A 21,432-nucleotide genomic window follows, 5' to 3' on the forward strand; every position below is an offset into this window, starting at 1 on the left:
GAATTACCGATTTCTGTCCCACTCTCTTATCTTCTGTACATTTAATCTTTGGTCAAACTTCCATCTTTTGTTTGAGTCCGTGCATAAGCGATCAAGAGAAGAGAACCTGCAACAGCCACTGTTAATGCATTAAAAGAACCCGCAACAACACCTTGTAGGAAGACTTTATTGGCACTTTCCTTGTAGATCAAGACATCTCCAACCGGAGCAATCAAGCCCCAGATCACAAGGTTGGATACGATTTGAACGATGTTAAAGACAATTAATTCTTTCTTTGTCACTTCCCCTTTAAATTCACCGATTTGTTTGCGGAAGAAACCAACAAAAAGTCCAAACAAACCACTTGAAATGATCCAAGTCCACCAAAGACCACCTGACATAGCATCCTTAATGGCATGACCAATCAAGCCGATTAAGAAACCGACAATCGGACCAAAAACTACACTAAAGAGAGCTTGAAGGGCATATTGCAACTGAATGCTCGTATTCGGTGCAGGTGCAGGGATTTGCAACATAGCAATCACGACAAAGAGGGCTGCTCCAACCCCAATAGCTACAACATCTTTAATTGAAAATAATGATTTCTGTTTCATTCTGATATCTCCTATTAATTTTCCATTTTTCTAATCTCGATATGCCAAGAAGCCCCAACTCCTACATTATAGGCCTTGGCAAAGGATCCCTGGTTGATGGCAAGACCAACACGGTAAAGGGAATTGATATAAAGGATTGGCTGTCCAATCCGCACGTCGGCGAAAGACTTACCGTAGGTTACTTGGTTTTGGTAAACCAGCATGTCATTGTTATAGATGGTCACTTCAAAGCGTTCCCCAAATTCAGGTTTCAAATGATTGAACTCTTCTCGGGTAATCGAAGTCCAGAGAGAACCAAAGCGCACATCCAAGATGTCAACTGCTCCTTTGACAAGATTGTCCTCCATAACCGTTTCCACCACTGGGATTTCTACAATGTGTTCGACACTGAGTTCTGGTCCGACGTCTTCAAAACTAATATGGCCACTGGCCAACTTAGCTCCTGTATAGGCGTAGACATCACGGCCATGGAAGGTATAAGAAAACTCTGTATTGGCTCGACGATTCTTCACCTCTGAAATCTCACGGATAGCAACAATCCCTACATGTTTCTTGATAAAAGAGAGAGTGCCATTATCCGGAGTGACAATGTATTGATTTTTCGCCGTTTTAGCTACGACACTCTTTCGTTTGGAACCGACACCAGGATCGACCACCGAAACAAAGGTCGTCCCTTCTGGCCAGTAATCTACTGTCTGAAAGAGACGGTAACTCCCTTCAAAGATATTGTAGGGGGTAATATCATGAGTTAAGTGGTGAATTTTAAGGGTTGGTGATTCTTCTAAAGCAACCCCAATCATAGCGGATACTGCTCCATCCACCAAACCAAAGTCTGACTGAAGAACTAGTAAATTATTGTGCATCTTTATCTCCTTTTTTGTCCAATAATGGAAGAAGGAAGTTCGATAGTCCCCATCCTAATCCAGCACCCAGTATGACCGTGAGGACAAACCAAGTGATGGTCGCTAGATCTGGTGATACCATCACCCGATTGACATAGTCTATCGATTTACCACGATCCAGTAACGACATGCGGTAACTGGCTGGATAGAACCACATCATAAGAATGGGCCCTGTTGTCGCAAAGGCAAAAATAACAAAAGACAAGGCATTTCGTAAATTCGAGCGAAAACGACCACTTGAGGCGACCATCTCCGCAAAACTTCCGGCGATCAAGGCTGGAATAAAGGCACCTGCACCATGACGCGAAAAGAGGAAGAAGGATCCGATCACGCAGCCAACTATAAAGATAGATCCAACTCCTTTTATTTTTTCTAGATAATAGCGGTAGATCGTCCCGCCAAACAGGGCTGAAAAGGCAGGAGCATAAAACATATTTCCTTGATGATCGACCAGATTTCCAACTAAGACCCCCAGTCCAATCGCAAGAAAATAGAGGAAAGTGAAGGCTCCAACTTGTTTTATTTGATTCACGTTTATTCTATTCATTGGATACTGATCCTAACGGTGGCTAATTTTCTTCGAAAGGAAGTCCCCGATAAATTGGACCAGAACGATCAGAATCAGGATCAATAAGGTCGCCACAAAGATGACATCATTGTTAAACATGTTTTTCCCGTAGTTGATGGCCAAGGTTCCTAATCCTCCAGCACCAACGGCACCCGCCATGGCGGTTTCTCCAATCAAGGAAATGATGGTCACTGTTGTTACACGGATCAAATCAGGAAGCCCTTCACGCAGGTAGACTCCGACAATATCCCAGAAGGTTGCCCCACTGGCTTGTGCTGCTTCAATCACCCCTCCATCCAACTCGGACAAGACCACTTGGACTTGGCGGGCAAAGAATGGAAAGACAGCCAAAGATAGCGGAACAAGGGCCGCTGTAGGACCGATGGTATTTTTCAAGAGCAAGTAGGTCAAGGGATTAATAAAGGCCAACAAGATAATAAAAGGAATAGCGCGGAACAAGGAAGTAATCTTATCCAAAATTTGGAAAACGATTCTATTTTCGATGACACCACCTGGACGGGTCAAGACTAACAAAAGCCCTGTCACCAAACCTAAAAATCCACCAATAATGAAGGAAATAACGGTCATGTAAAGAGTCAAGTAAATAGCAGTGCCCCATCCATACTGGCCAGACCACCCTAATTTATAGACATTTGGTAAATATGTTTGAATTAACTGGATCATGCTTTTCTCCCATCTTTCACAATAGTCACGGAAACTCCTGCATTTTCTAACTCAGCTTTGGCCGTTTCCAGATTTTGATTTTCACCTGATAAGATGACCACCAATTCTCCAACAGGTGTGTTATCGAGGATCTCGATGTTCCCAAATAAAATGTTGGCAGATACTTGGTACTGCTTGTAAATATCATTGATGATGGCTGTATCTGTCACAGAACCTGCATACTTGAGATGCGCCAACATCGAATCATCAGGCAAGTTCTTAACAATCGCTTGTTGATTGATTTTCACCATGGCTTCATCGATTCCTGTTGCAACGGTGATAAAGTCTTGCGTCAAAGCATTTTTCGGATTCGAGAAGATATCTAAAACAGACCCTTCTTCAATCAGTTCGCCATTTTGCATGACAGCTACCCGGTTGGCAATATCTTTGACAATTTGCATCTCATGGGTGATCAAGACAATGGTTAAACCAAGTTTCTTGTTCAATTCTTGCAACAGAGCTAGAATTTGTTTGGTCGTCTTTGGATCCAAGGCTGAAGTTGACTCATCTGAGATCAAAATCTTTGGATCATTGGCAAGGGCACGCGCAATCGCTACCCGCTGCTTTTGTCCACCAGACAATTGGGCTGGGTAATTCTCTGCACGGTCAGCTAGACCAACTAGTTCCAACAATTTCGCCACTTTCTCATTCTTTTGTTCTTTGTTTAATTTAGAATGCTTGAGGGCGAAAGCAACATTTTCTGCGACAGTCATTTGAGCCATCAGGTTAAAGTGTTGGAAGATCATCCCGATATCCCGACGTTTCTCTCTTAGGGCAGCTGGTTTTAAGGTCACCTGATCTTGATAAATCACATCTCCATCCACAGTAATGGTTCCGGCGCTAGGCACTTGCAAGAGATTGATCACCCGAACCAAGGTCGATTTTCCGGCTCCGGAATAACCCACAATCCCATAGATATCGCCTTCATTGATCTGAATGGTCACATCTTTGACAGCTTGAATCTGACGTTTCTTTTGCTGGAAGGTCACATCAATGTGGTCCAGCTGAATCATTGCTTTACTCATAACTTGCTATTAACTCCTTTATCAATTCAATATGGGTGTAATAATCGGCGATTTTCACATTTTCATCGCCCCCATGGTCACGGCTATTGGCATTGCCAATTCCAAAGGCTGCCATCGGTACCTGCAAAGCCTCAAATACCGTATGCATTGGTCCTGTTCCCGCTGTTGTAGGAAGAACTGAAACCCCTTCTCTATAGAAATCTTTGGCCAGCTGAATAACATTTAAAATCGATGGGGCACTCATATCACTTCGGTAACTCATTTCACCGAGAGTGTAGACCAATTCGACCTGATCATAGCCATTTTTCTTCAATTGCTGCTTGATCTTTTCTAAGACATCTTTGGGATCTAGTCCTGGAACCAAGCGCACCTCCATCTTAGCACGTGCCTCTGCTGGAAGAATGGTCTTGACACCTTGACCTTGGTAACCAGAACCAAAACCTTCAATATTCAAGGCTGGTTCAAAATAGAAACGGCGCAGGAATTCTTTTCGATCTTCCTTCAAGATTGGAAGGGTTAGACCATAGGTTTCCGCTACATCTTCTGGTCCTTTGTTGGCATATTGCTCAATCAAAGCTAGCTCGCGTTCATTGGGTTCTTGGATCTGATCATAAATCCCATCCACCAAGATTCGGCCTTCTTTGTCACGAAGACTGGCGATAGCATTTAACAAATACCAAGAAGCAGAGTCCACCACGCCACCATAGCTGGAATGGATATCCACTTCTGCACTCTTCACCACCATATCAAATGTGACGATCCCTTTGCTACCACCGGAAATTTCCAACTGACCCTGATTATTTCGGGTACCTTGTTCCCAAACTAGGAGGTCCGCCCCACGCAAGTGTTTCTTATGTTTGGCCAAGTATTTATCCAAGTCAGTCGATGCGGACTCCTCTGCCCCTTCGATGATAAAGGTGATATTGACTGGCAAATCGCCACTTTCACGAATGTATTTTCGAAGAGCTGTGAGACGAGCTGTGATATGTCCCTTGTCATCATCAACCCCTCGACCGTACATGGTCCCGTAATGAACCGATAAGGTAAAAGGATCTCCCGTCCAAGGTTGGTCTCCATCCGCTGGTACTGTATCATAGTGGTTATAGAAGATGATGGTTTTTGCGTCTGGATTTGGGGAGAAAAATTTGGCAATCACAAAAGGGGCTGTGTAGCTATCATCAACTTCGACTTTGGCTCCTGCAGCTGTAAAAATTTCCCCCAAATAGTTGGCCACTTCCTTGAGACCTACTTGTTGAGCAAAGATGGATTTTTTTGAAATCAAGGTTCGCAACACTTCAAAATAATGTTGTGCGACCTCATCATTTTCAAATTTTCGAATTTGTTCCGCTTCTGTTGCAAAAGGCATGCATTCCTCCTAATACACGATAAGAGGTAGAGAATTGCTTCTCCACCTCCTTCATACACTTGAGATCGAATCTTAAAAGACTGGTTGGTCCATTCCTTCTGAAGATTCTTCGATCACTTTCTTCACATTGTCTTTGTGATAGGCTTTGATGATTTCTTTGATAGCTTTTGCTTTATCAGATTTTTCCCAATCTTTCTTAGCAGCGATCAAATTGTACCATTGTTTTGAGTTGTTGTCTTTCTTTTCAACATAGATAGCTTTTTTGAAATCAACGCCTGCTTCACGAACGAAGGTATTGTTGATGACAGCAGCATCTACTGATGGAAGAGCAGATGGTGTTTGTGAAGCATCCAATTCAGAGATCTTCAAATCTTTTGAATTTTCTTTGATATTTGATACGTTTGCCAATTGTCCATCTTTGGTATCCAATTTAATCAAACCTGCTGATTGCAAGACATACAAGGCACGGCTTTCATTTGTTGGGTCATTTGGTACAGCGATTGTTCCACCTTTAGGAATTTCTTTGATAGAAGTGTATTTGTTTTTACCGTTTTCTGTACCAGAGTAAAGACGGATTGGAGCGATGTAAGTATCTGCTACTGCAACAAGGGCTTTGTCGTTTTTAGAATTCCAGTTATCAAGGAAGTTGTAGTGTTGGAAAGCATTGATATCCACGCTACCATCTTTTACAGCCACGTTTGGTTGTGAGTAGTCTGTAAATTGAGTGAATTCCAATTTGATTCCTGTTTTAGCGTCATCCAAGTTCTTTTGAACTTGATCCCAACGAGCTTTTTCAGTGTCGCTCAAAGTCATAACACCCACTTTTACAGTTGTTTCACCATCTTTGCTAGATGATTTTGAAGAACCACATGCTACAAGAGCAAATGTTGCAATAGCTGCAAGAGCTGTTAAACCAAGAATTTTTTTCAATTTCATTTTGAAGTCTCCTTTAATTAAATATTATTCTTTAATATCTTTTGCTTCTGGTAGATAAACTCCACCAAAGTATTTTTTAGACAGTTTTTCAAGGGTTCCATTGTCATAGAGTTCCTTGATACGTTTGTTGACAAATTTTTGAAGATCTTTATCTTCTTTTGCAATAATTGGATACACATAAGGTTGTTGGTCGCTTGGAAGTTCGATAACTTTCAAGTTGTCATAGCCTTGATCACGAATGATGGTATCTACTGAGATCCGTTCGAAGATCTTGTAATCTGTACGACCATCCGCTAGATTAGCCATGATGGGTTGAATGGTTCCATCTGTGTATTGCAAGTCAGTTGGATTATCTGAATGTTTTTTATTGTAATCTTCTAATTGTTTAGCAGTAGATGTTCCTTGAACAACTTCTGTTTTCTTGCCACCAATGTCATCCAAAGATTTAATAGAAGAATCTTTTGGTACGACCAATACTAATGGATTACGAGCATATGGATTTGGATAGAGGTATTTTTCTTCTCGCTCTTTTGAGTAGCTAATGTTGTTGGCACCGATTTGGAAACGGTCACTATCTAAGCCAGCGAAGACTGAAGACCACTCTGTTTTGTTAAAGTTTACTTCATATTTGTCTGAACCTTTGAAGATTTCACGCAAAACTTCGATTTCATAACCGGTTAGCTTGCCGTCTTTTTCTTCGTAAGAGAATGGTTTGGTTGTTCCAACAGTCCCAACTTCAATGGTTTTCTTACCACTGGCTGATTTACCAGATGAACATGCTACTAAAGCACTGGTTGCAAGGACTGCAACTAATCCTAAAGCAGAATACTTAATCATTTTTTTTAGATTCATAGGATCTCCTTATTCGTTTCAGGCACATAAAACGCCATTTTAAAAGTATTTTTTAATTTTATCAAAAAAGCATTTACTTGCCCAATATATATTTTTTATGGAGGTGATAGTTTTTCTTTATCACACTTCTTTGGCTTTAAAATACCGCAATAAAGCTTGCGCATTTTCAACATAATAGGGAACCGAAACCTCAAAGGCTGCATCATCGATGGTCATGTGATCATGATGGAGGTCTGGCGCATCCGGCTCTCCATTCGAACCAATAAAGGCAAAGACTCCAGGAATTCGCTCTTGGTAAAAGGCGAAGTCTTCTCCAGCAGTAGAAGGATTTGCTGGAATCACTTCAGCCAAGTCTTGTGAAGCTTCCCAAACCACCTGCGTCAATTCCTCATCGTTAAAGGTAACGGGAGGTGTCACACCCCACTCAAAAGCTACATCTACTTCCAGACTTTCTGCAATGTGTCGAATGATCGAAATAAAATGTTCCTTCAACTCTCTTTGCACACTCGGATTAAAGGAGCGAATCGTTCCTTCAAAATAGCCTGATTTTGGGAGTACATTCCAGGTTGAACCCACATCCAGGTGCGTAATGGACAAAACAGCTGTTTCAAAGGGAGAAACGGTCCGTGAAATTAATAATTGTAAGTTCTGAACCATGGTTGTGACGGCCGTTACAGTGTCAACTCCTAAATCTGGTCTCGCAGCATGACTACTAACCCCTGTCACAGTAACCTTGAATTTCTCAACCCCTGCCATCATGGCTCCAGCATTCAAGGCAAGTTGCCCTGCTTTTAGCTGGGGAATATTGTGAAAACCAATAATTCCTTGAACATCCTCCAACAGTCCTGTTGCCAAAACATCAGAAGCACCTTCTGAGATTTCTTCTGCTGGTTGAAAGATCAAGCGTACGGTCCCTTCAAGCTGGTCTTCTTTTTCCTTGAGAAGAGCTGCTGCTCCCAGAAGACTGGTTTGATGAAAATCATGGCCACAGGCATGCATGACGCCTGGATTCTGACTTTGGTAGGGCAGATTCGTTTGTTCCAAAATCGGAAGGGCATCGATATCTGCTCGAAGTGCCACCACCGGTTGGCCGGACCCAATTTCTGCAATCAGACCAGTTTTTAATCTACTCTCTAAAATACGAATCCCCAACTCTTCAAGACGCTCTTTTAGAAAGGCGGTTGTCTGGTATTCTTGACCAGACAATTCTGGGTGTTGGTGGATATAGTGGCGAATCTCTGCTAACTCTTCATAAGAAAAAGACACAAGCCTTCATCTCCTTTCGAACTTAAAATTATTTTATCACTAATAGGTGTTTCCGTCTAATTCCTGTTTCTTGGATTTTGATATAGTTTAAAGCTATAGACAAAAACACTCCTAGATTCATGTCCTAGGAGTGCCAACTTCAGCATTAAGAAAGATTTCCCTCGAATTTTTCCATAAAGCTATCACTATTGTAGGCTTTTTCTACTTCCCATTTGCCATCTTTCTTAACAAAGGTCAACTGGTAGTCGTATCGATCCGGCGTCGTCAAGGGGCGATCTGCAAGAGAAGCCATCATTTCCTCTCTATAGGCTTTGTTTTGAGCCTGATTCGCCTCGATGATCCCTGGATAGTCTTTTCGATGTTCCTGATAGAAGGTCTGCATGTGGTTTAAGATCGTCTTTTCCATGCTGACCGTCTCAGGATTTAGACTAATGACCACCTTGTCCGGGAGATATTGTTTAACCTTATAGGTTAATTTCGCACGCTTAGCATTTTCTTTTTCATAAGCATCGATAAACTGGGTCACTTCTTCTTCAGGGAATTGGTAATCATGCAATTGACGAGTAAAATCAGCCGCAAATTTCGCACGGAAATCACTGCGTTCCTTTTTCAAATCAGTTCCCAAAACAAAAGCGTCATCCTTTTTGACCTTTCGTTGGCCACTGAAGTAAACTTGATTGATGTATTCATCTGCTAGAATAGTGGAAGCTTCCACCTTGTCCTCATACTGAGAAGAATCCACCGCAAATTTTAAAGGCTTGGATTTTTTATCAGAGCTATGGGTTTTTCGTTCATACTGCACTTCATATTTTTTACCTTTTTCGACTGGAAAAACGATATAGCCGGTTAATTTTTTATCCTGGGCCAACTGATCACTCTTGAGCAGTTGGAAGGCTTCACTGTGGTCATAAATTCCTGACTGCAATTTGACCTTGTTATTATTCGCATCGTAAATGGTGATATCTGAATCTGACACGTTGATAGATTCTTTGGCAACATTTTTAAATTCCAATTGAAGGGCTAAATAGCTTCCGTCTTCTGAGTCATTGAGGACAGGTGGTTTGATGTATTGCCCTCCTTTTAAACTCACCTCGACTTGACCGTCAGATGCAGAGCTTTTCACTGCTTTTTCTGTCTTTGCTTGCTGCGAATTTGTCTTTTGAGCACTGATTCCACAAGCCGCTAAACTCAAGGTCGCTACAGCAAATAGGGTCCATTTAAAAATCTTTTTCATCCTCATCTCCTTAAAAAAGTTTTGTTCTATTTTAACATCTTTTTCTAGCGATGTATACGCTATATAGTGATAACTCTCCCTCAGAGGGCGAGGATTACAAAAAGGCCAAGACCTTCGTCTCAACCTTTTAACTAAAATATGATTGGTTTTGGTTTTACAAGATTCCTTTTTCTTTTTGAATCATGAAATCCTTGAGGGAAATCAAGAGAACTGCAAGGAGGATCATGGCCATCCCAATCACATCAACCATAAAAAAATGCTCCTTCATAATGACAAAGGCAAAGAAAACTGCCGAAACAGGCTCAAAGGACGCCAGCAAGCTTCCTTTAACGGCTCCTACCAAAGAGGTTCCTTTCAGAAAGGCTGTATAGGCAAAAATCGTCCCAATCACCACCAAGCCAAAAAGGGCCATCCAGGTATCGAGTCTGTAGTTTCCAGAAGAAGAGAGAAGACCACTAAAAGGGAGCATTAGGATTCCTGGAATAGTCATCCCAACTCCAATCACCAGCATGCTTCCCCATTTTTGAATTAAGTTCAGAGGTAGAATGATGTAAAGGGCATAGGCAAATGCTGACACCACTCCCCAAGCCAAACCTTTGGGATTGATGGCCAATTGATTGAGTTGACCATGGGTTGCTATTAAGAATGTGCCACCAATCGCTAGAAGCATCGAAAACACTTCTGCTAGTGTAGGGGCCACCTTATCAATGATACAGGTATAGGCTAAAATTCCCACTGGACAGAGATACTGTAACACCGTAGCAGTCCCAGCATTGGTTTCAGCAATCGCCTCTAAATAGGTCAACTGAGTCAATAACAATCCTAAAAAGGCAAAAATAAGAAGGGGAAGGTAGGAAGATTTATCTTTGGCAAAGGCCAAAAACTTCTCCTTATCTGCAACGTAGGAAAGAAGAATAAGGACAATTCCAGAAAAAAGCAAACGGAGATTTGTTAACTCAATAGCCGAAAATCCATGAACCATTAAATATTGCCCGCTAACTCCGGATAGTCCCCAAGCGATCCCGGCGATCAAGGTCATGAGTGTTCCTTTCATCGTCTTTGACATAGTCCCCTCCTAAATCTGTTCCTTACTTTTATTGTATCATAAAAGGCCGAAACGAAACGTTTCAGCCTCATATATTTCATATAAATTTATTCGCTTATTCAGGTTGAACCAAAATCTTGATTTGAGATTTATCTTGTGTTAATTCAATAAATCCTTCTTCAACGATATTTTCCAATTTAATTTTCTTGGTAACCAATTTTTCAGCAGAGAAGTAGCCTTGTTCCATCAATTCCAATACTTTAGGGAAAATATGACGGTAGGCAATAATTCCTTTGAGAGATTTTTCTTGGATAGCGAATTCATTTGGATTGATGCTAGCTTCACGTTCCCAGATAGATACGACCATACATTCCCCAGCTTTATGAACAGCTGCAAGGGCTTGACCTAAAACAACTGGAACTCCAGTCACTTCATAAGAAACATCTGCTCCACCACCTGTCAAGCGATGGATGGCTTCGACGATTGTTTCTCCTTCTTCTGGGCGAACAACGATTGCTCCCAATTCTTCCGCTTTCGCTTGGCGTTCAGGAGATAATTCAACCGCATAGATTTTTGATGCTCCTGCTGCACGAAGGGCTTCAACAATCAAAAGACCGATTGGACCCAAGCCAAAGATAACGGCTGTATCCCCAGTTTTCAATGCAGATTGACGAACGGCATAAACAGCCACAGCTGCAGGTTCTGTAAGCGCAGCTTGTTCATAGCTCAAGCCATCTGGAATCACATGGACAATGTCACCGTCAAGGACACAATATTTGGCAAAACCACCATCTGCAGCAAGGCCGACAAAGTTCAAGTTTGGATCAAGGTTATAGTCACCGATTAGGTTATGTTTTGCCAAAATTGGTTCAATCGTCACGCGATCCCCAACTTTGACACGAGTCACATCACTTCCGACTTCTACAATTTCACCAGAGAATTCATGTCCCAAAGTAACCGGTGCTTTTTGACCAGAATACACATGTTCTTCAGTTGGGATGAAGATCGGTCCATCCAAATATTCATGCAAGTCCGTCCCACAGATCCCTGTGAACTTAACTGCCACTTTTACTTGATGTGGTTGTACTTCAGGTACTTCCACTTCTTCGATACGAACGTCTTTTGCTGCATGCCAGCGAGCTGCTTTCATAGTAGCCATAGGATAATCTCCTTTATATTTCCATGATTTGCATTTTCCTTTTCAGGAAACTCAACAAATCCATTGTAAGCCTTTTCACAAACTTTGTCAAGAAAAAACTGAAGATGAAAAAAGAGCCGCCCTTCGACTGCTCCTTCTTACCTCTTCTTGATTCGTGAATTCTCTATTCTCCAGCCAACAATCCAACCAAGGACAAGGAGATAATTTTCAAGCGCACCAATCCCATTGACCGGCAGATGATAGTGAAAATAACTGAAAAGATGATTGGTCCCAATTCCAAACCCACCAATGATCAAAGCCAATAGAACCGTTCGAAGATAAAACCAATCGTATTTGAGATTGACAGCAATCAGGATCACAAGGACCGCCACATTCCAAATCCCAATCTCCCGTTGCCAACCGACAGAAACACCATATCCCGAATGACTTCCCATATAGGATGGAAAGAATAGCTGGAAGATAATCGCTCCAGTCATGGCGATGATAAGTAAAATAAATAAGAATCTCAATAGCCGATTCATCATCTTCCTCCTTTAAGAAAAAACTGATTAATCTCTTGATACTTGTTTTCTGTTAAAACAGGAACACCGCTACTATTTAAATAAAATGCAATATAGTCTAATTTTTGTGAGAATGAGATCATTTCTTCACCTGATATAGTTGGATCAAGCCACACATCAATTAATAGAGATAGTGTTGTAGCTGTCTCTAAAGGATATTTACAAGAAAACTCGCCCTTCTCATTTCCTTGATGAATGATTATTCCTACATATTTGGAAAGAACATTTACCGTATTTTTTAAAGAAAACAACAAGCCGAACGGTATCTTTTGTGCCCAGTCAATGCCCGTAAGTTGTTTCATATTCTCATTGCCTATTAAATAATCAACTAATTGTAATAGGCGGTCTGTTGATGAAACTCCTTCGTTCTTTGACAATTCTTCTAGAAAAGTTGAGAGGGAAATCGTTTCTTTTTCCATTAAGAGTTGTAGAATCTCTTCTTTACTTTTGAAGTGATGGTAAACAGCCCCTTTTGACAATCCTGTCACTGTTACTAAATCAGCCATCGTTGTTTCTTTATAGCCTTTATTTGAAAACAAGGACAAGGCTGCTTGAATAATTTGATCTTTACTTCTTTTTGATTTTATTTCTTGTTTCAAGTAACTCCCCCTTCTTTAAAAACAGACCGTCGGTCTGTTTTTAATTTTATTAAATTAAGAAGACTTTGTTAATTAAATTCCATTTTTCATTCCCTCTCAAAAAGTAAAAACAGACACTAAAAGGTGCCTGTTAGAATGTAAATATATACTGAAACTTTCCGCTGTGAGAAAAGTACCTGAAACGTAATTGTTTCAGGTACTCGGAATTATTGAGACCCTAGGCTCAATAATTAGTCATGGAACTTCTTCGAAGTTCGCTGACGTCCGCACTCACTTAAGGAAAGTTTCCAAGATGTCTTTGCCCTTAATCTGACAGACACCATTCGGTACCTGTTCCTTTTATTTATCTTCTTTCAACTTCGCCAATTCTTGGGCAAGTAACTTGAGGGCTACTTGTGGGTTGGCTTGACCTTTGGTTGCTTTCATGAGGAAGCCTGTAAAGGCCTTGTCCGCATTCCGTTTCCCTGACTTGAAGTCAGCTACGGCTGCTTCATTGTCTGCAAAGACTTGGTGGATGATTGGTATCAAGACTTCAGGATCTGAAATCTGTACCAGACCAGCTTTTTCGACGTATTCACGCGCGCCGCCACCGTTTTTCGCCAAGTGAACGAAGACTTTCTTGGCAATCTTAGATGAAATGGTTCCATCTTCGATAATGGCAATCATTTCAACCAAGTTTTCTGGTGTCAATTGGATTTCTTCCAGCGTTTTGCCTTCTGCGTTCAAGAATTGTGCGACTTCCCCTTGGAGCCAGTTAGACACTTGTTTGGCATCGCCACCAAGGGCTACAGCTGCTTCAAAGAAGTCAGAAGTAACTTTCGTCGCTGTCAATTGGTTGGCATCATAGTCAGACAAGCCAAGCTCTGCCACGTAGCGAGCACGACGGTCTTTTGGAAACTCTGGCAACTCCGTACGCATTTCCTCAATCCACTCATCTGAGATTTCAAAGAGTGGTAGGTCTGGTTCTGGGAAGTAACGATAGTCCGCTGCCCCTTCTTTAACACGCATAAGAATGGTACTCTTATTAGCTTCATCATAACGGCGTGTTTCTTGACGAATGACCCCACCTGAACGCAAGATTTTCGCTTGGCGCTCCACTTCGTATTCAAGACCTTTACGGACGTTTGAGAAGGAGTTCAAGTTTTTCAACTCCGTCTTGGTACCAAATTCCTCTTGGCCGTATGGGCGAAGGGAAATGTTGGCATCCACCCGCATCGATCCTTCTTCCATCTTGACGTCTGAAATACCAGTGTATTGGATAACTTCTTTGAGGGCTGTCAAATAGGCGTAGGCTTCTTCAGGAGAACGCATATCTGCTTCAGAAACGATTTCGATCAACGGCACTCCCTGACGGTTGAGGTCTACATAAGAGAAACCGTCTGTTCCGTGGGTGTTCTTACCAGCATCTTCTTCCAAGTGGGCCCGTTCAATCCCAATTTTCTTAGTTGAGCCGTCTTCCAATTGCACTTCAATCCAACCGTTGTAACCGATTGGCTCGTCAAATTGCGAAATTTGGTAGGCCTTTGGATTATCAGGGTAGAAATAGTTCTTCCGGTCAAAGTGCATGTGCTGATGGATATCCATATTCAGCGCCAAAGCAGCCTTGATACCAGCATCCACAACACCCTTGTTCAAGACAGGAAGCACCCCTGGGAAAGACCAGTCAATCACATTGGTATTGGCATTTTGCTCGTTCCCAAAGTGAGCAGAGGTTGGTGAGAAAATTTTTGAGTTTGTATTCAATTCAACGTGGACTTCAAGTCCGATGACTGTTTCAAAGTTCATTAATTGTCACCTCCGAAAATAAGGGGTTGTTGCTTGTGGTAATCCGTCGTAGCTTCAAAGGCAGCTGCAGCTTGGTAGATGGTTTCTTCAGAATACTTAGGACCAATCAACTGCAAACCAACTGGAAGACCTTGCGCAAAACCTGCAGGAATCGAAATCCCTGGAAGGCCTGCCAAGTTGACTGGAATGGTCAAGAGGTCAGCCAAGTACATGGCTACCGGATCATGGTTGAGCGAATCCAAATCAAAGGCTACGCTAGGAGCTGTTGGACCAAGGATAAGGTCGTAATCCGCAAAGACTTTTTCGAAGTCTTGGATAATAAGGGTACGGACTTGACCAGCTTTCTTGTAGTAAGCATCGTAGTAACCAGATGACAAACTAAAGGTACCAAGCATGATACGGCGTTTGACCTCATCACCAAAGCCTTGGCTACGAGTGTTCACGTAGATATCATCCAAGTTTTTAGCATCTTCTGCACGGAAACCATAGCGAATCCCATCGAAACGTTGCAAGTTTGAAGAAGCTTCAGATGAAGCGATGATGTAGTATACGGCAACTCCGTATTTAGAATGAGGCAAGCTGACTTCTTCGACAGTTGCTCCCAATTTTTCAAAGTGTTTGGCCGCTTTAAGGATAGTTTCTTTGACTTCTGGGTCAATCCCTTCCCCAAGGTATTCCTTCGGAAGGGCAATCTTCATGCCTTTAATGTCTTGACCAATCTTAGAAGTATAGTCTGCTACGCGCACTGGCGCTGAAGTTGAATCTTTATCATCTTCACTGGCAATAACATTAAGCAAGAGCGCATTTTCCTTAACCGTTGGTGCAAACGGCCCAATTTGGTCGAGTGAGCTACCAAAAGCAATGAGACCAAAACGGGAAACTGTTCCATAAGTTGGTTTGAGACCAACAATCCCATTAAAAGCAGCCGGTTGACGGATAGAACCACCTGTATCTGAACCAAGGGACAAACGGACTTGACCTGAAGCGACAGAAGCTGCTGAACCACTAGAAGATCCACCAGGCACCTTGCTGTGGTCCCATGCATTCTTGGTTGGTCCATAGTAAGAAGTTTCACCAGATCCACCCATGGCAAATTCATCCATGTTGGTCTTTCCGATGACAATCATATCTTTGGCTTTGGCATTGGCAACCGCTGTCGCATCAAAGATTGGCTCGTAGTTATAGAGCATTTTTGAAGCCGCAGTTGTCAAGATACCATCTGTTGAGATATTGTCTTTGACAGCGAGTGGAATCCCTGACAGGAGGTTGTCTGCATCGATTCCTTTTTCATCAATGGCCTTGGCTTGTGCAAGAGCTGCTTCTTCGGCCACCGTTACAAAGGCATTAACCGCTTCTTCACGCGCCTTGATATCTTCAAGCGTAGCTTGTGTCAATTCGGTTGCCGAAATTTCCTTAGAGACAAGGAGGTCGTGCAACTCTTCAATGGTTTTATGGTTGAATGACATTAGGCATCTCCTCCATCTTCTAGGATAGCTGGTACCTTGATGTAGTAGTTATCTTTTTCAGGTACATTTTTAAACAAGCGGTCTCGGTCAGTCCCTTTTTCAGCAACATCCGGACGCAATACAGTCTTACGATCCGCCATGGTCGTTGTTGGAGCAACGCCTGTTGTGTCCACTTCTTCCAACAATTCCACCATGTCGACAATTTTAGACAAGGTTGTCGCAAACTCAGCTGTCTCTTCTGGAGAGAATTTCAATTTTGAAAGATTGGCAACGTGGGTTACCTCTTCTTGCGTTATTTTCATCTTGCTTCCTTTCGTGAAATGATGATTTTTCAATACCCTCTATTTTACCATAATTTAGCCCAATTTGCTTGCCTTAGAAAAAATCTGTAGGACTTTTTTGTCGCTACAGATTCTTCATTTTATATTTCTTTTCCGCCTAATTGCCCCATCTCCATTAGAGTCTCTTTCCAGACTTCCTGGACCTTAGAAGCGAGGTAAGAAGAGGCCAACTCATAAGAAGCCTGATGGAATGGAGCGAGGTCGCTTTCAAAGAGCTGGACCAGCTTGTCTGCCAACTCTTTCACCAACTCTTCTTCTGGCACTGTCTCGCTATAAGGTACCAAAAAGCCATTTTCACCCTCTTTTATAAAAGTTGGATTACCATAACGGGCATCAAAGCCCAGCAAGGCCAAACCTGCTCCAGCCGCCTCCATCAAAGTCAAACCAAAGGTCTCCCACTGAGAAGTTGTGAGGTAGGCTTGGTAGCAAGGATAGATCTGCTGAAGATCCGCATGACCGCGTAGGTGAATATAATCTTGTGCTGCAAGCTCCTGAATCAGGTGGCGCAAGTTGTCCGCTTCTCCACCCTTCCCATAAATATCAAACTGAAGGGCTGGGAGTTTTTCATGAGCTTGGGCCACTACTCGAATAGCCAAATCGATGCGTTTTCTTGGATCCAAACGGGAAGCTGTGAGCACACTAAAGGGAGGTCGATCTCCTTGTGATTCTGTCAATTCTTCTAGATGCCCAACCGGAATGCTATAGATTGGAATTCCTTGGCATCCTTGTTTAGCAAGTGTCTGCTCCAAGACTTCTTTTTGAAGATCCGTTGCCGTGATGAAATAATCGAAGCGTTTAGCATACTTGAACACATAATAATATTCATAATTGAGATGGCCATTTTCAAATTCATGCTCCGAATGAAACACCATGGCGATCTTTGAAGAAGCAGGTTTCTCCAACAAAGGGCGAGCAAAATCCATGCGCGAAGCCCGGTCAAGCAGAATCAGATCTTCTTCTTTTAGCGACAGCTGCGACAAAAAACGTCTCATCACTTCTGTATGGTTGGTCAAAATCTCAGACCCCAGTTTATAGAGCCAGCTTCCACCTAACCTCGATTCTTCAAAAGCGATAGTCCCATCTTGATGGTGATAGATCCGTCTGACAACACTACCATACTGAAAATACTCTGTGACAAGTTTACAAGCTCCATAATACTCTCGCTTGATCCTATTTCCAGCCAAAAGATAGTCTACATAGCGGACACAGTTTGGATGATAGGGATCCAAATGAAAGCTCAAGGCGTTTCCATCCGCAAATTGGTAGCGAATGGCTCTTTCCGTTTTTTCAACAACATCCAGACGCGTCAGTTGAAACTCCATTTGCAAGGCCCCTACCGTCTTTTGAGGGACCGTAGTCTGTTGATCCGTAAAAGCTAAATGGGCAAAAAGCAGTTCCTCATCCCGGTGCCCCAATGAGAGGTAATAGGCCAATTTTTCTGGAGTGGGCCAAGTGGTAAAGACAAACTTCGCTGCCACTCCTAGTCTCCGGAGCATCTTTGCCCGAGAGGCTTGTGCAACATCAACCCCATTGGGTTCGAATCCCACTAATAGATTAAAGGTATAAATGGTCATGCGGTTCCTCCCTCTAATCGCTTAAACAGCTCTTCCAAAGCTTCTTTTTCAGGCAATTTCAAGATTCGTGCCTGCTCTCTTACCAATTCTTTGTAGGTCTCTGGCTGCTGGAGCAAGGTATCTAGTTGCTGTTCCATTTCTTCGACTGTATCTGTGATTGTGCTCAAGTTTTTATAGGCTTCCTGATGCACCGTGCTCTTCAAACCAAATAAGACTTGCCCATTTTCAAGAGCATGAAGGCTACTGCTCCACACTTCTTCTCCTCGGTTGCAATCCAGATAAATAGAGCAGCTGGATAACAAGTTCTCATATTTTTCTAGCGAAATCCCTGGATAGAGGTGCACGTTAGAACAAGTCTCCAAGTCTGTTAATTTCGGTCCCATGGCTGTCAAAGCAGCAATGTGAAAGGTTACTTGTGGGAATTGATGGGCCAGTCTAGATAAACCTTCAACCTCTTGAGAAGCCGTCATGACCAGGGCTTCTGGTTGAAAACTTTCCTGCTCCACATCTACCAGCCCTGACAAGGCTGTGATTCCGTCTTTTTTCTCTCTCAACAGACCATCTTCTACCAACAAAATCTGACTGACTTGTTCTTTGATCTCGTCTAGATCATTAGCGTCACTGGCACAGTATGCGAGTCTTTCCTTTGGTTTCTCTTTCACAACATCTAGCAATACCTTATCCATCAAAAGAATAGCTTCATCTTCCGGCAAGACTTGTTCTAGGACAGCTCTTTGCAGCTCTTTCTTATTGGCATACAGGCGATCCCGTCCCTTAGGAGTTTGAAGCAAAAAGGTTCCTTGTGAGACAAAGTGAAGCAAGACTTCTTCTTGTTGACGGTTCAAATAGATGTCTAAATATGGTTGGCCAGCTTCCGTAAGGAGACTCTGTTTGCTTCTCCAGCCATAGCGGTTGTAGACATCAATGGATACGATCTCTTCTCCCTGACCAAACCATTCCACTCTGTCAACTGTTCGAGACAAGATATCCTCTCGCAAAACCACGTTGGCACGACGTTCCTCCCCATCAAAAAGATAGGTCGTGATCCCTAGTGTCCAACATTCCCATAATTCTGGAACTGCTAGATTATTGAAAAATAAAGGTTTTCCAATTTTTGATACTGGGTCTTTTTGGGTAAAAAAGGTCGCAAGACTCTCTGTCTGTTGGTCCAAATCTGTTTCCAGATTAGTCACAAATACCCGGTAGGGCTGGCCAAGTTTGTCCAAGTATTTTTGCAAACGATCCAGCTCTCTGGTCTGCTCTGATGCAATAATGAACATGCTGATCCTTTCTCATCAATAAGGGGTTAGTCTATCGTTTCAATAAAACGGAGGTTGGTCACCACGCGCTCATAGGTTTCTGACCCTTGCAAGCCTGCTTCCTCTAATTTTTCAAGGGCCCGTTTCAAGCGCGTTTTATAGATATAACGATGCCAGGTCAAATCATAGCCCAACATCCCCAGTAGAGCCAACTTCTCCTGCTTAGCTTCCATCTCATCGACGACTCGCTTTTCGGTCCAAACCTGGGACAGAGTATCTGCACGGCCCACACGATACCAATAAATACATTTCTCCGTATGAACTACCCGATGGGCTTTTAAGAAGAGCTTGTACATCAGGAAGTTATCCTCGACATTTTTTCCAACCGGAAAACGAAGCCCTTCAAATAAGCTACGCTTATAGAGCTTCATCATGGCACAAGCCCAGGCCATATCTCTAGTCTCCTGGATGGCATCGTGGTCCATGATTTCTCTCCCCTCATAAAGGGTCTCTGAATAATCGTCGTCCGTTACCTTGATCAAGTATTTGCTACTACTGTCATCATAGAGGTTATAGTTGGCTACGGAAACATCCGCATTATACTTTTGAAGTTGGCGATAGAGCACTTCTACATAGTCTTCCGTCACCCAGTCATCTGGATCAATAAAGGTGATGTAATCACCAGTCGCTAACTCAATCCCTGTATTCCGAGCAGCAGATAAGCCCCCATTTTCTTGGCGAACGTAGCGGATGCGCGCATCCTTCCTAAAAAATTCTTTACAGATCTCTTCTGATTGATCTGGCGAACCATCATTCACCAAGATGATCTCTAAATGTGGGTAGGTCTGGTGGATAACCGTTTCCAAACATTGTCTCAAATAAGCTTCTACATTATAGATGGGAATGATGATACTCACTACTTCATTTGTTTCCATGCTTCTTCTCATTTCTCTTTAAATAATCGCGAATCGCTGCCACCATCTCCTGCACCTGATCATCCGCAAACACTTGATTCTCTCCATTCTCCACATGATTGGTTCCTTCAAAAGAGAAAATCGGTAAGCCCAATTGATGGATCCTTTGCGTCATCTGATCCACCTCATCATAGGGATTGATATCCAGATAGAAATCCAATTTTTCTAGGACCTTTCGACTGGTCAAGGGATCAAAAGAGGGATAAAGAAAGAGGTTGGGGTAGCGTTCCAATTGCACCAAATTAAAACCAAAATGGCTATGGGCAAGGACATGAATCGCTACGTCTGGCAACTCTTTTAACAACGTCTCCAACTCGTGGATATCTGCTGTATGGGTATAAATGGCAGCATGATAAGGAAATTCTCCCACTAACTCTTGATAGGTTTGCTTCAAAATCGGTTTTCGAAGCAAAATTTCCTCCCAAGAGAGGGCATAGTAAAACCACCATTGTTCCCGAAAACGATTGAAGCGTTTGGAGGTCCATGGTTTATTATGAGAAGTGTAATGAATGACCGCAGGAATCCCTTGAAAGGCTTCATACCAATCCAAGTCCCCATAGAGGTACTGATCCTTATCAGATCCTACTTGTAAATTATAGGTCCAAGGTAATGGAAACCACGCATCTTTGAAATACAGATTCAAAATTCCTTGATCTCCATAAACATGCTGATGGTGTTCACGAGTAAGGTCAAAAAGTGCCTCTGTCACTTGGTGCTCTTGCCACCAAGTCTTATCAATCACCAAAAGTCCAGCATTAAATCCATCTATCGTCGTTGGCTTATCTACCACTGCCCCCAGTCCATAACCTTTTAGATCAACCTCAAATAAAGGCGATAAATCCTGTGTAAAGATCATGTCACAATCCAAATAGAGGATTCGCTCTTCCTCCACAATCTCTGGAATAGCGTAACGGAAATAGGTCGCATAGTGAATATGGTCACTTGGAAGCGAAAAGGACTGGAATTGCTCGGGAGACATCCGACAATTGATCACTTCTGAATCCAACTGGCGCAAGCGCTGATTCATGATAGTAAACCACTCAGTTGGTAGATCTTCATTTAAGACATAAATTTTCAACCGGTCCTGATGGGCACACAGTGACTTCATAGCGGTTTCCAACTTTTCCATATAAGACAGATTGGCTGAAAACACGACAGCTTTTTTACTCATAACTTCCCCTTTTTTCTTTCATTAGAATACCATT

Annotated in this window: 21 protein-coding genes; all 21 read right to left on the reverse strand. The window is 42.5% G+C overall.

What is annotated here, in order from left to right:
- Positions 1–41: 41 nt before the first annotated feature.
- Positions 42–593, reverse strand: coding sequence for an ECF-type riboflavin transporter substrate-binding protein (locus HMPREF2685_RS08845; protein WP_049472837.1), 552 nt, complete (start codon positions 591–593; stop codon positions 42–44).
- A 14-nt stretch (positions 594–607) separates the two neighbouring features.
- Positions 608–1,456 (reverse strand): SAM hydrolase/SAM-dependent halogenase family protein, encoded by an 849-nt coding sequence (locus HMPREF2685_RS08850; protein WP_070466447.1) that lies wholly within the window; start codon positions 1,454–1,456, stop codon positions 608–610.
- Positions 1,446–2,042 carry an MptD family putative ECF transporter S component gene (locus tag HMPREF2685_RS08855; protein WP_070466449.1) on the reverse strand — a complete coding sequence of 199 codons (597 nt, stop codon included), beginning with the start codon at positions 2,040–2,042 and terminating at the stop codon, positions 1,446–1,448. Before HMPREF2685_RS08855 ends, HMPREF2685_RS08850 begins: the two co-directional genes overlap by 11 nt.
- A 12-nt stretch (positions 2,043–2,054) precedes the next feature.
- Complete coding sequence (locus HMPREF2685_RS08860) at positions 2,055–2,747, reverse strand: methionine ABC transporter permease (RefSeq protein ID WP_003008487.1); 693 nt, start codon at positions 2,745–2,747, stop codon at positions 2,055–2,057.
- A complete protein-coding gene (locus HMPREF2685_RS08865) occupies positions 2,744–3,811 on the reverse strand; it encodes a methionine ABC transporter ATP-binding protein (protein ID WP_061591056.1) in 1,068 nt (355 codons plus the stop codon). The genes HMPREF2685_RS08860 and HMPREF2685_RS08865 overlap by 4 nt, the downstream gene beginning before the upstream one ends.
- Positions 3,804–5,177, reverse strand: a complete 1,374-nt coding sequence (locus tag HMPREF2685_RS08870; RefSeq protein WP_061591055.1) for a M20/M25/M40 family metallo-hydrolase — start codon at positions 5,175–5,177, stop codon at positions 3,804–3,806. The genes HMPREF2685_RS08865 and HMPREF2685_RS08870 overlap by 8 nt, the downstream gene beginning before the upstream one ends.
- Before the next feature lie 72 nt (positions 5,178–5,249).
- Positions 5,250–6,113 carry a MetQ/NlpA family ABC transporter substrate-binding protein gene (locus tag HMPREF2685_RS08875; protein WP_070466451.1) on the reverse strand — a complete coding sequence of 288 codons (864 nt, stop codon included), beginning with the start codon at positions 6,111–6,113 and terminating at the stop codon, positions 5,250–5,252.
- Between the two features lie 24 nt (positions 6,114–6,137).
- Positions 6,138–6,965: an amino acid ABC transporter substrate-binding protein gene (locus tag HMPREF2685_RS08880; RefSeq protein WP_070466453.1), complete on the reverse strand. Its 828-nt coding sequence runs from the start codon at positions 6,963–6,965 to the stop codon at positions 6,138–6,140.
- Between the two features lie 120 nt (positions 6,966–7,085).
- The gene (locus HMPREF2685_RS08885) at positions 7,086–8,231 is read right to left on the reverse strand and encodes an amidohydrolase (RefSeq protein ID WP_070466455.1); all 1,146 of its coding nucleotides are present in this window, start codon (positions 8,229–8,231) and stop codon (positions 7,086–7,088) included.
- Between the two features lie 145 nt (positions 8,232–8,376).
- Positions 8,377–9,465 (reverse strand): DUF4352 domain-containing protein, encoded by a 1,089-nt coding sequence (locus HMPREF2685_RS08890; RefSeq protein WP_070466457.1) that lies wholly within the window; start codon positions 9,463–9,465, stop codon positions 8,377–8,379.
- A gap of 154 nt (positions 9,466–9,619) precedes the next feature.
- On the reverse strand, positions 9,620–10,531 hold the full coding sequence (locus tag HMPREF2685_RS08895) for a DMT family transporter (RefSeq protein ID WP_070449882.1): 912 nt from the start codon (positions 10,529–10,531) through the stop codon (positions 9,620–9,622).
- Positions 10,532–10,625: 94 nt separating this feature from the next.
- Entirely contained in the window at positions 10,626–11,669 is a 1,044-nt protein-coding gene (locus tag HMPREF2685_RS08900; RefSeq protein WP_070449886.1) for a 2,3-butanediol dehydrogenase, read from the reverse strand.
- Positions 11,670–11,806: 137 nt separating this feature from the next.
- Positions 11,807–12,190, reverse strand: coding sequence for a hypothetical protein (locus HMPREF2685_RS08905; RefSeq protein ID WP_070466460.1), 384 nt, complete (start codon positions 12,188–12,190; stop codon positions 11,807–11,809).
- Positions 12,190–12,828 (reverse strand): TetR/AcrR family transcriptional regulator, encoded by a 639-nt coding sequence (locus tag HMPREF2685_RS08910; RefSeq protein ID WP_070466463.1) that lies wholly within the window; start codon positions 12,826–12,828, stop codon positions 12,190–12,192. The genes HMPREF2685_RS08905 and HMPREF2685_RS08910 overlap by 1 nt, the downstream gene beginning before the upstream one ends.
- A gap of 339 nt (positions 12,829–13,167) precedes the next feature.
- Positions 13,168–14,613 (reverse strand): Asp-tRNA(Asn)/Glu-tRNA(Gln) amidotransferase subunit GatB, encoded by a 1,446-nt coding sequence (gene gatB, locus HMPREF2685_RS08915; protein ID WP_070466465.1) that lies wholly within the window; start codon positions 14,611–14,613, stop codon positions 13,168–13,170.
- Positions 14,613–16,079: an Asp-tRNA(Asn)/Glu-tRNA(Gln) amidotransferase subunit GatA gene (gatA, locus tag HMPREF2685_RS08920; RefSeq protein ID WP_021153759.1), complete on the reverse strand. Its 1,467-nt coding sequence runs from the start codon at positions 16,077–16,079 to the stop codon at positions 14,613–14,615. The genes gatB and gatA overlap by 1 nt, the downstream gene beginning before the upstream one ends.
- The gene (gene gatC, locus HMPREF2685_RS08925) at positions 16,079–16,381 is read right to left on the reverse strand and encodes an Asp-tRNA(Asn)/Glu-tRNA(Gln) amidotransferase subunit GatC (RefSeq protein WP_002884769.1); all 303 of its coding nucleotides are present in this window, start codon (positions 16,379–16,381) and stop codon (positions 16,079–16,081) included. The genes gatA and gatC overlap by 1 nt, the downstream gene beginning before the upstream one ends.
- A gap of 119 nt (positions 16,382–16,500) precedes the next feature.
- Positions 16,501–17,994 carry a glycosyltransferase gene (locus tag HMPREF2685_RS08930; protein WP_049484002.1) on the reverse strand — a complete coding sequence of 498 codons (1,494 nt, stop codon included), beginning with the start codon at positions 17,992–17,994 and terminating at the stop codon, positions 16,501–16,503.
- Entirely contained in the window at positions 17,991–19,274 is a 1,284-nt protein-coding gene (locus HMPREF2685_RS08935) for a glycosyltransferase family protein (RefSeq protein WP_070466467.1), read from the reverse strand. The genes HMPREF2685_RS08930 and HMPREF2685_RS08935 overlap by 4 nt, the downstream gene beginning before the upstream one ends.
- 26 nt (positions 19,275–19,300) lie before the next feature.
- A complete protein-coding gene (locus HMPREF2685_RS08940) occupies positions 19,301–20,188 on the reverse strand; it encodes a glycosyltransferase family 2 protein (protein WP_049484004.1) in 888 nt (295 codons plus the stop codon).
- Positions 20,175–21,398, reverse strand: a complete 1,224-nt coding sequence (locus HMPREF2685_RS08945; RefSeq protein WP_070466469.1) for a glycosyltransferase — start codon at positions 21,396–21,398, stop codon at positions 20,175–20,177. Before HMPREF2685_RS08945 ends, HMPREF2685_RS08940 begins: the two co-directional genes overlap by 14 nt.
- Positions 21,399–21,432 lie beyond the last annotated feature (34 nt).

The sequence above is a fragment of the Streptococcus sp. HMSC074F05 genome (assembly GCF_001808725.1).
GTDB lineage: Bacteria > Bacillota > Bacilli > Lactobacillales > Streptococcaceae > Streptococcus > Streptococcus parasanguinis_I.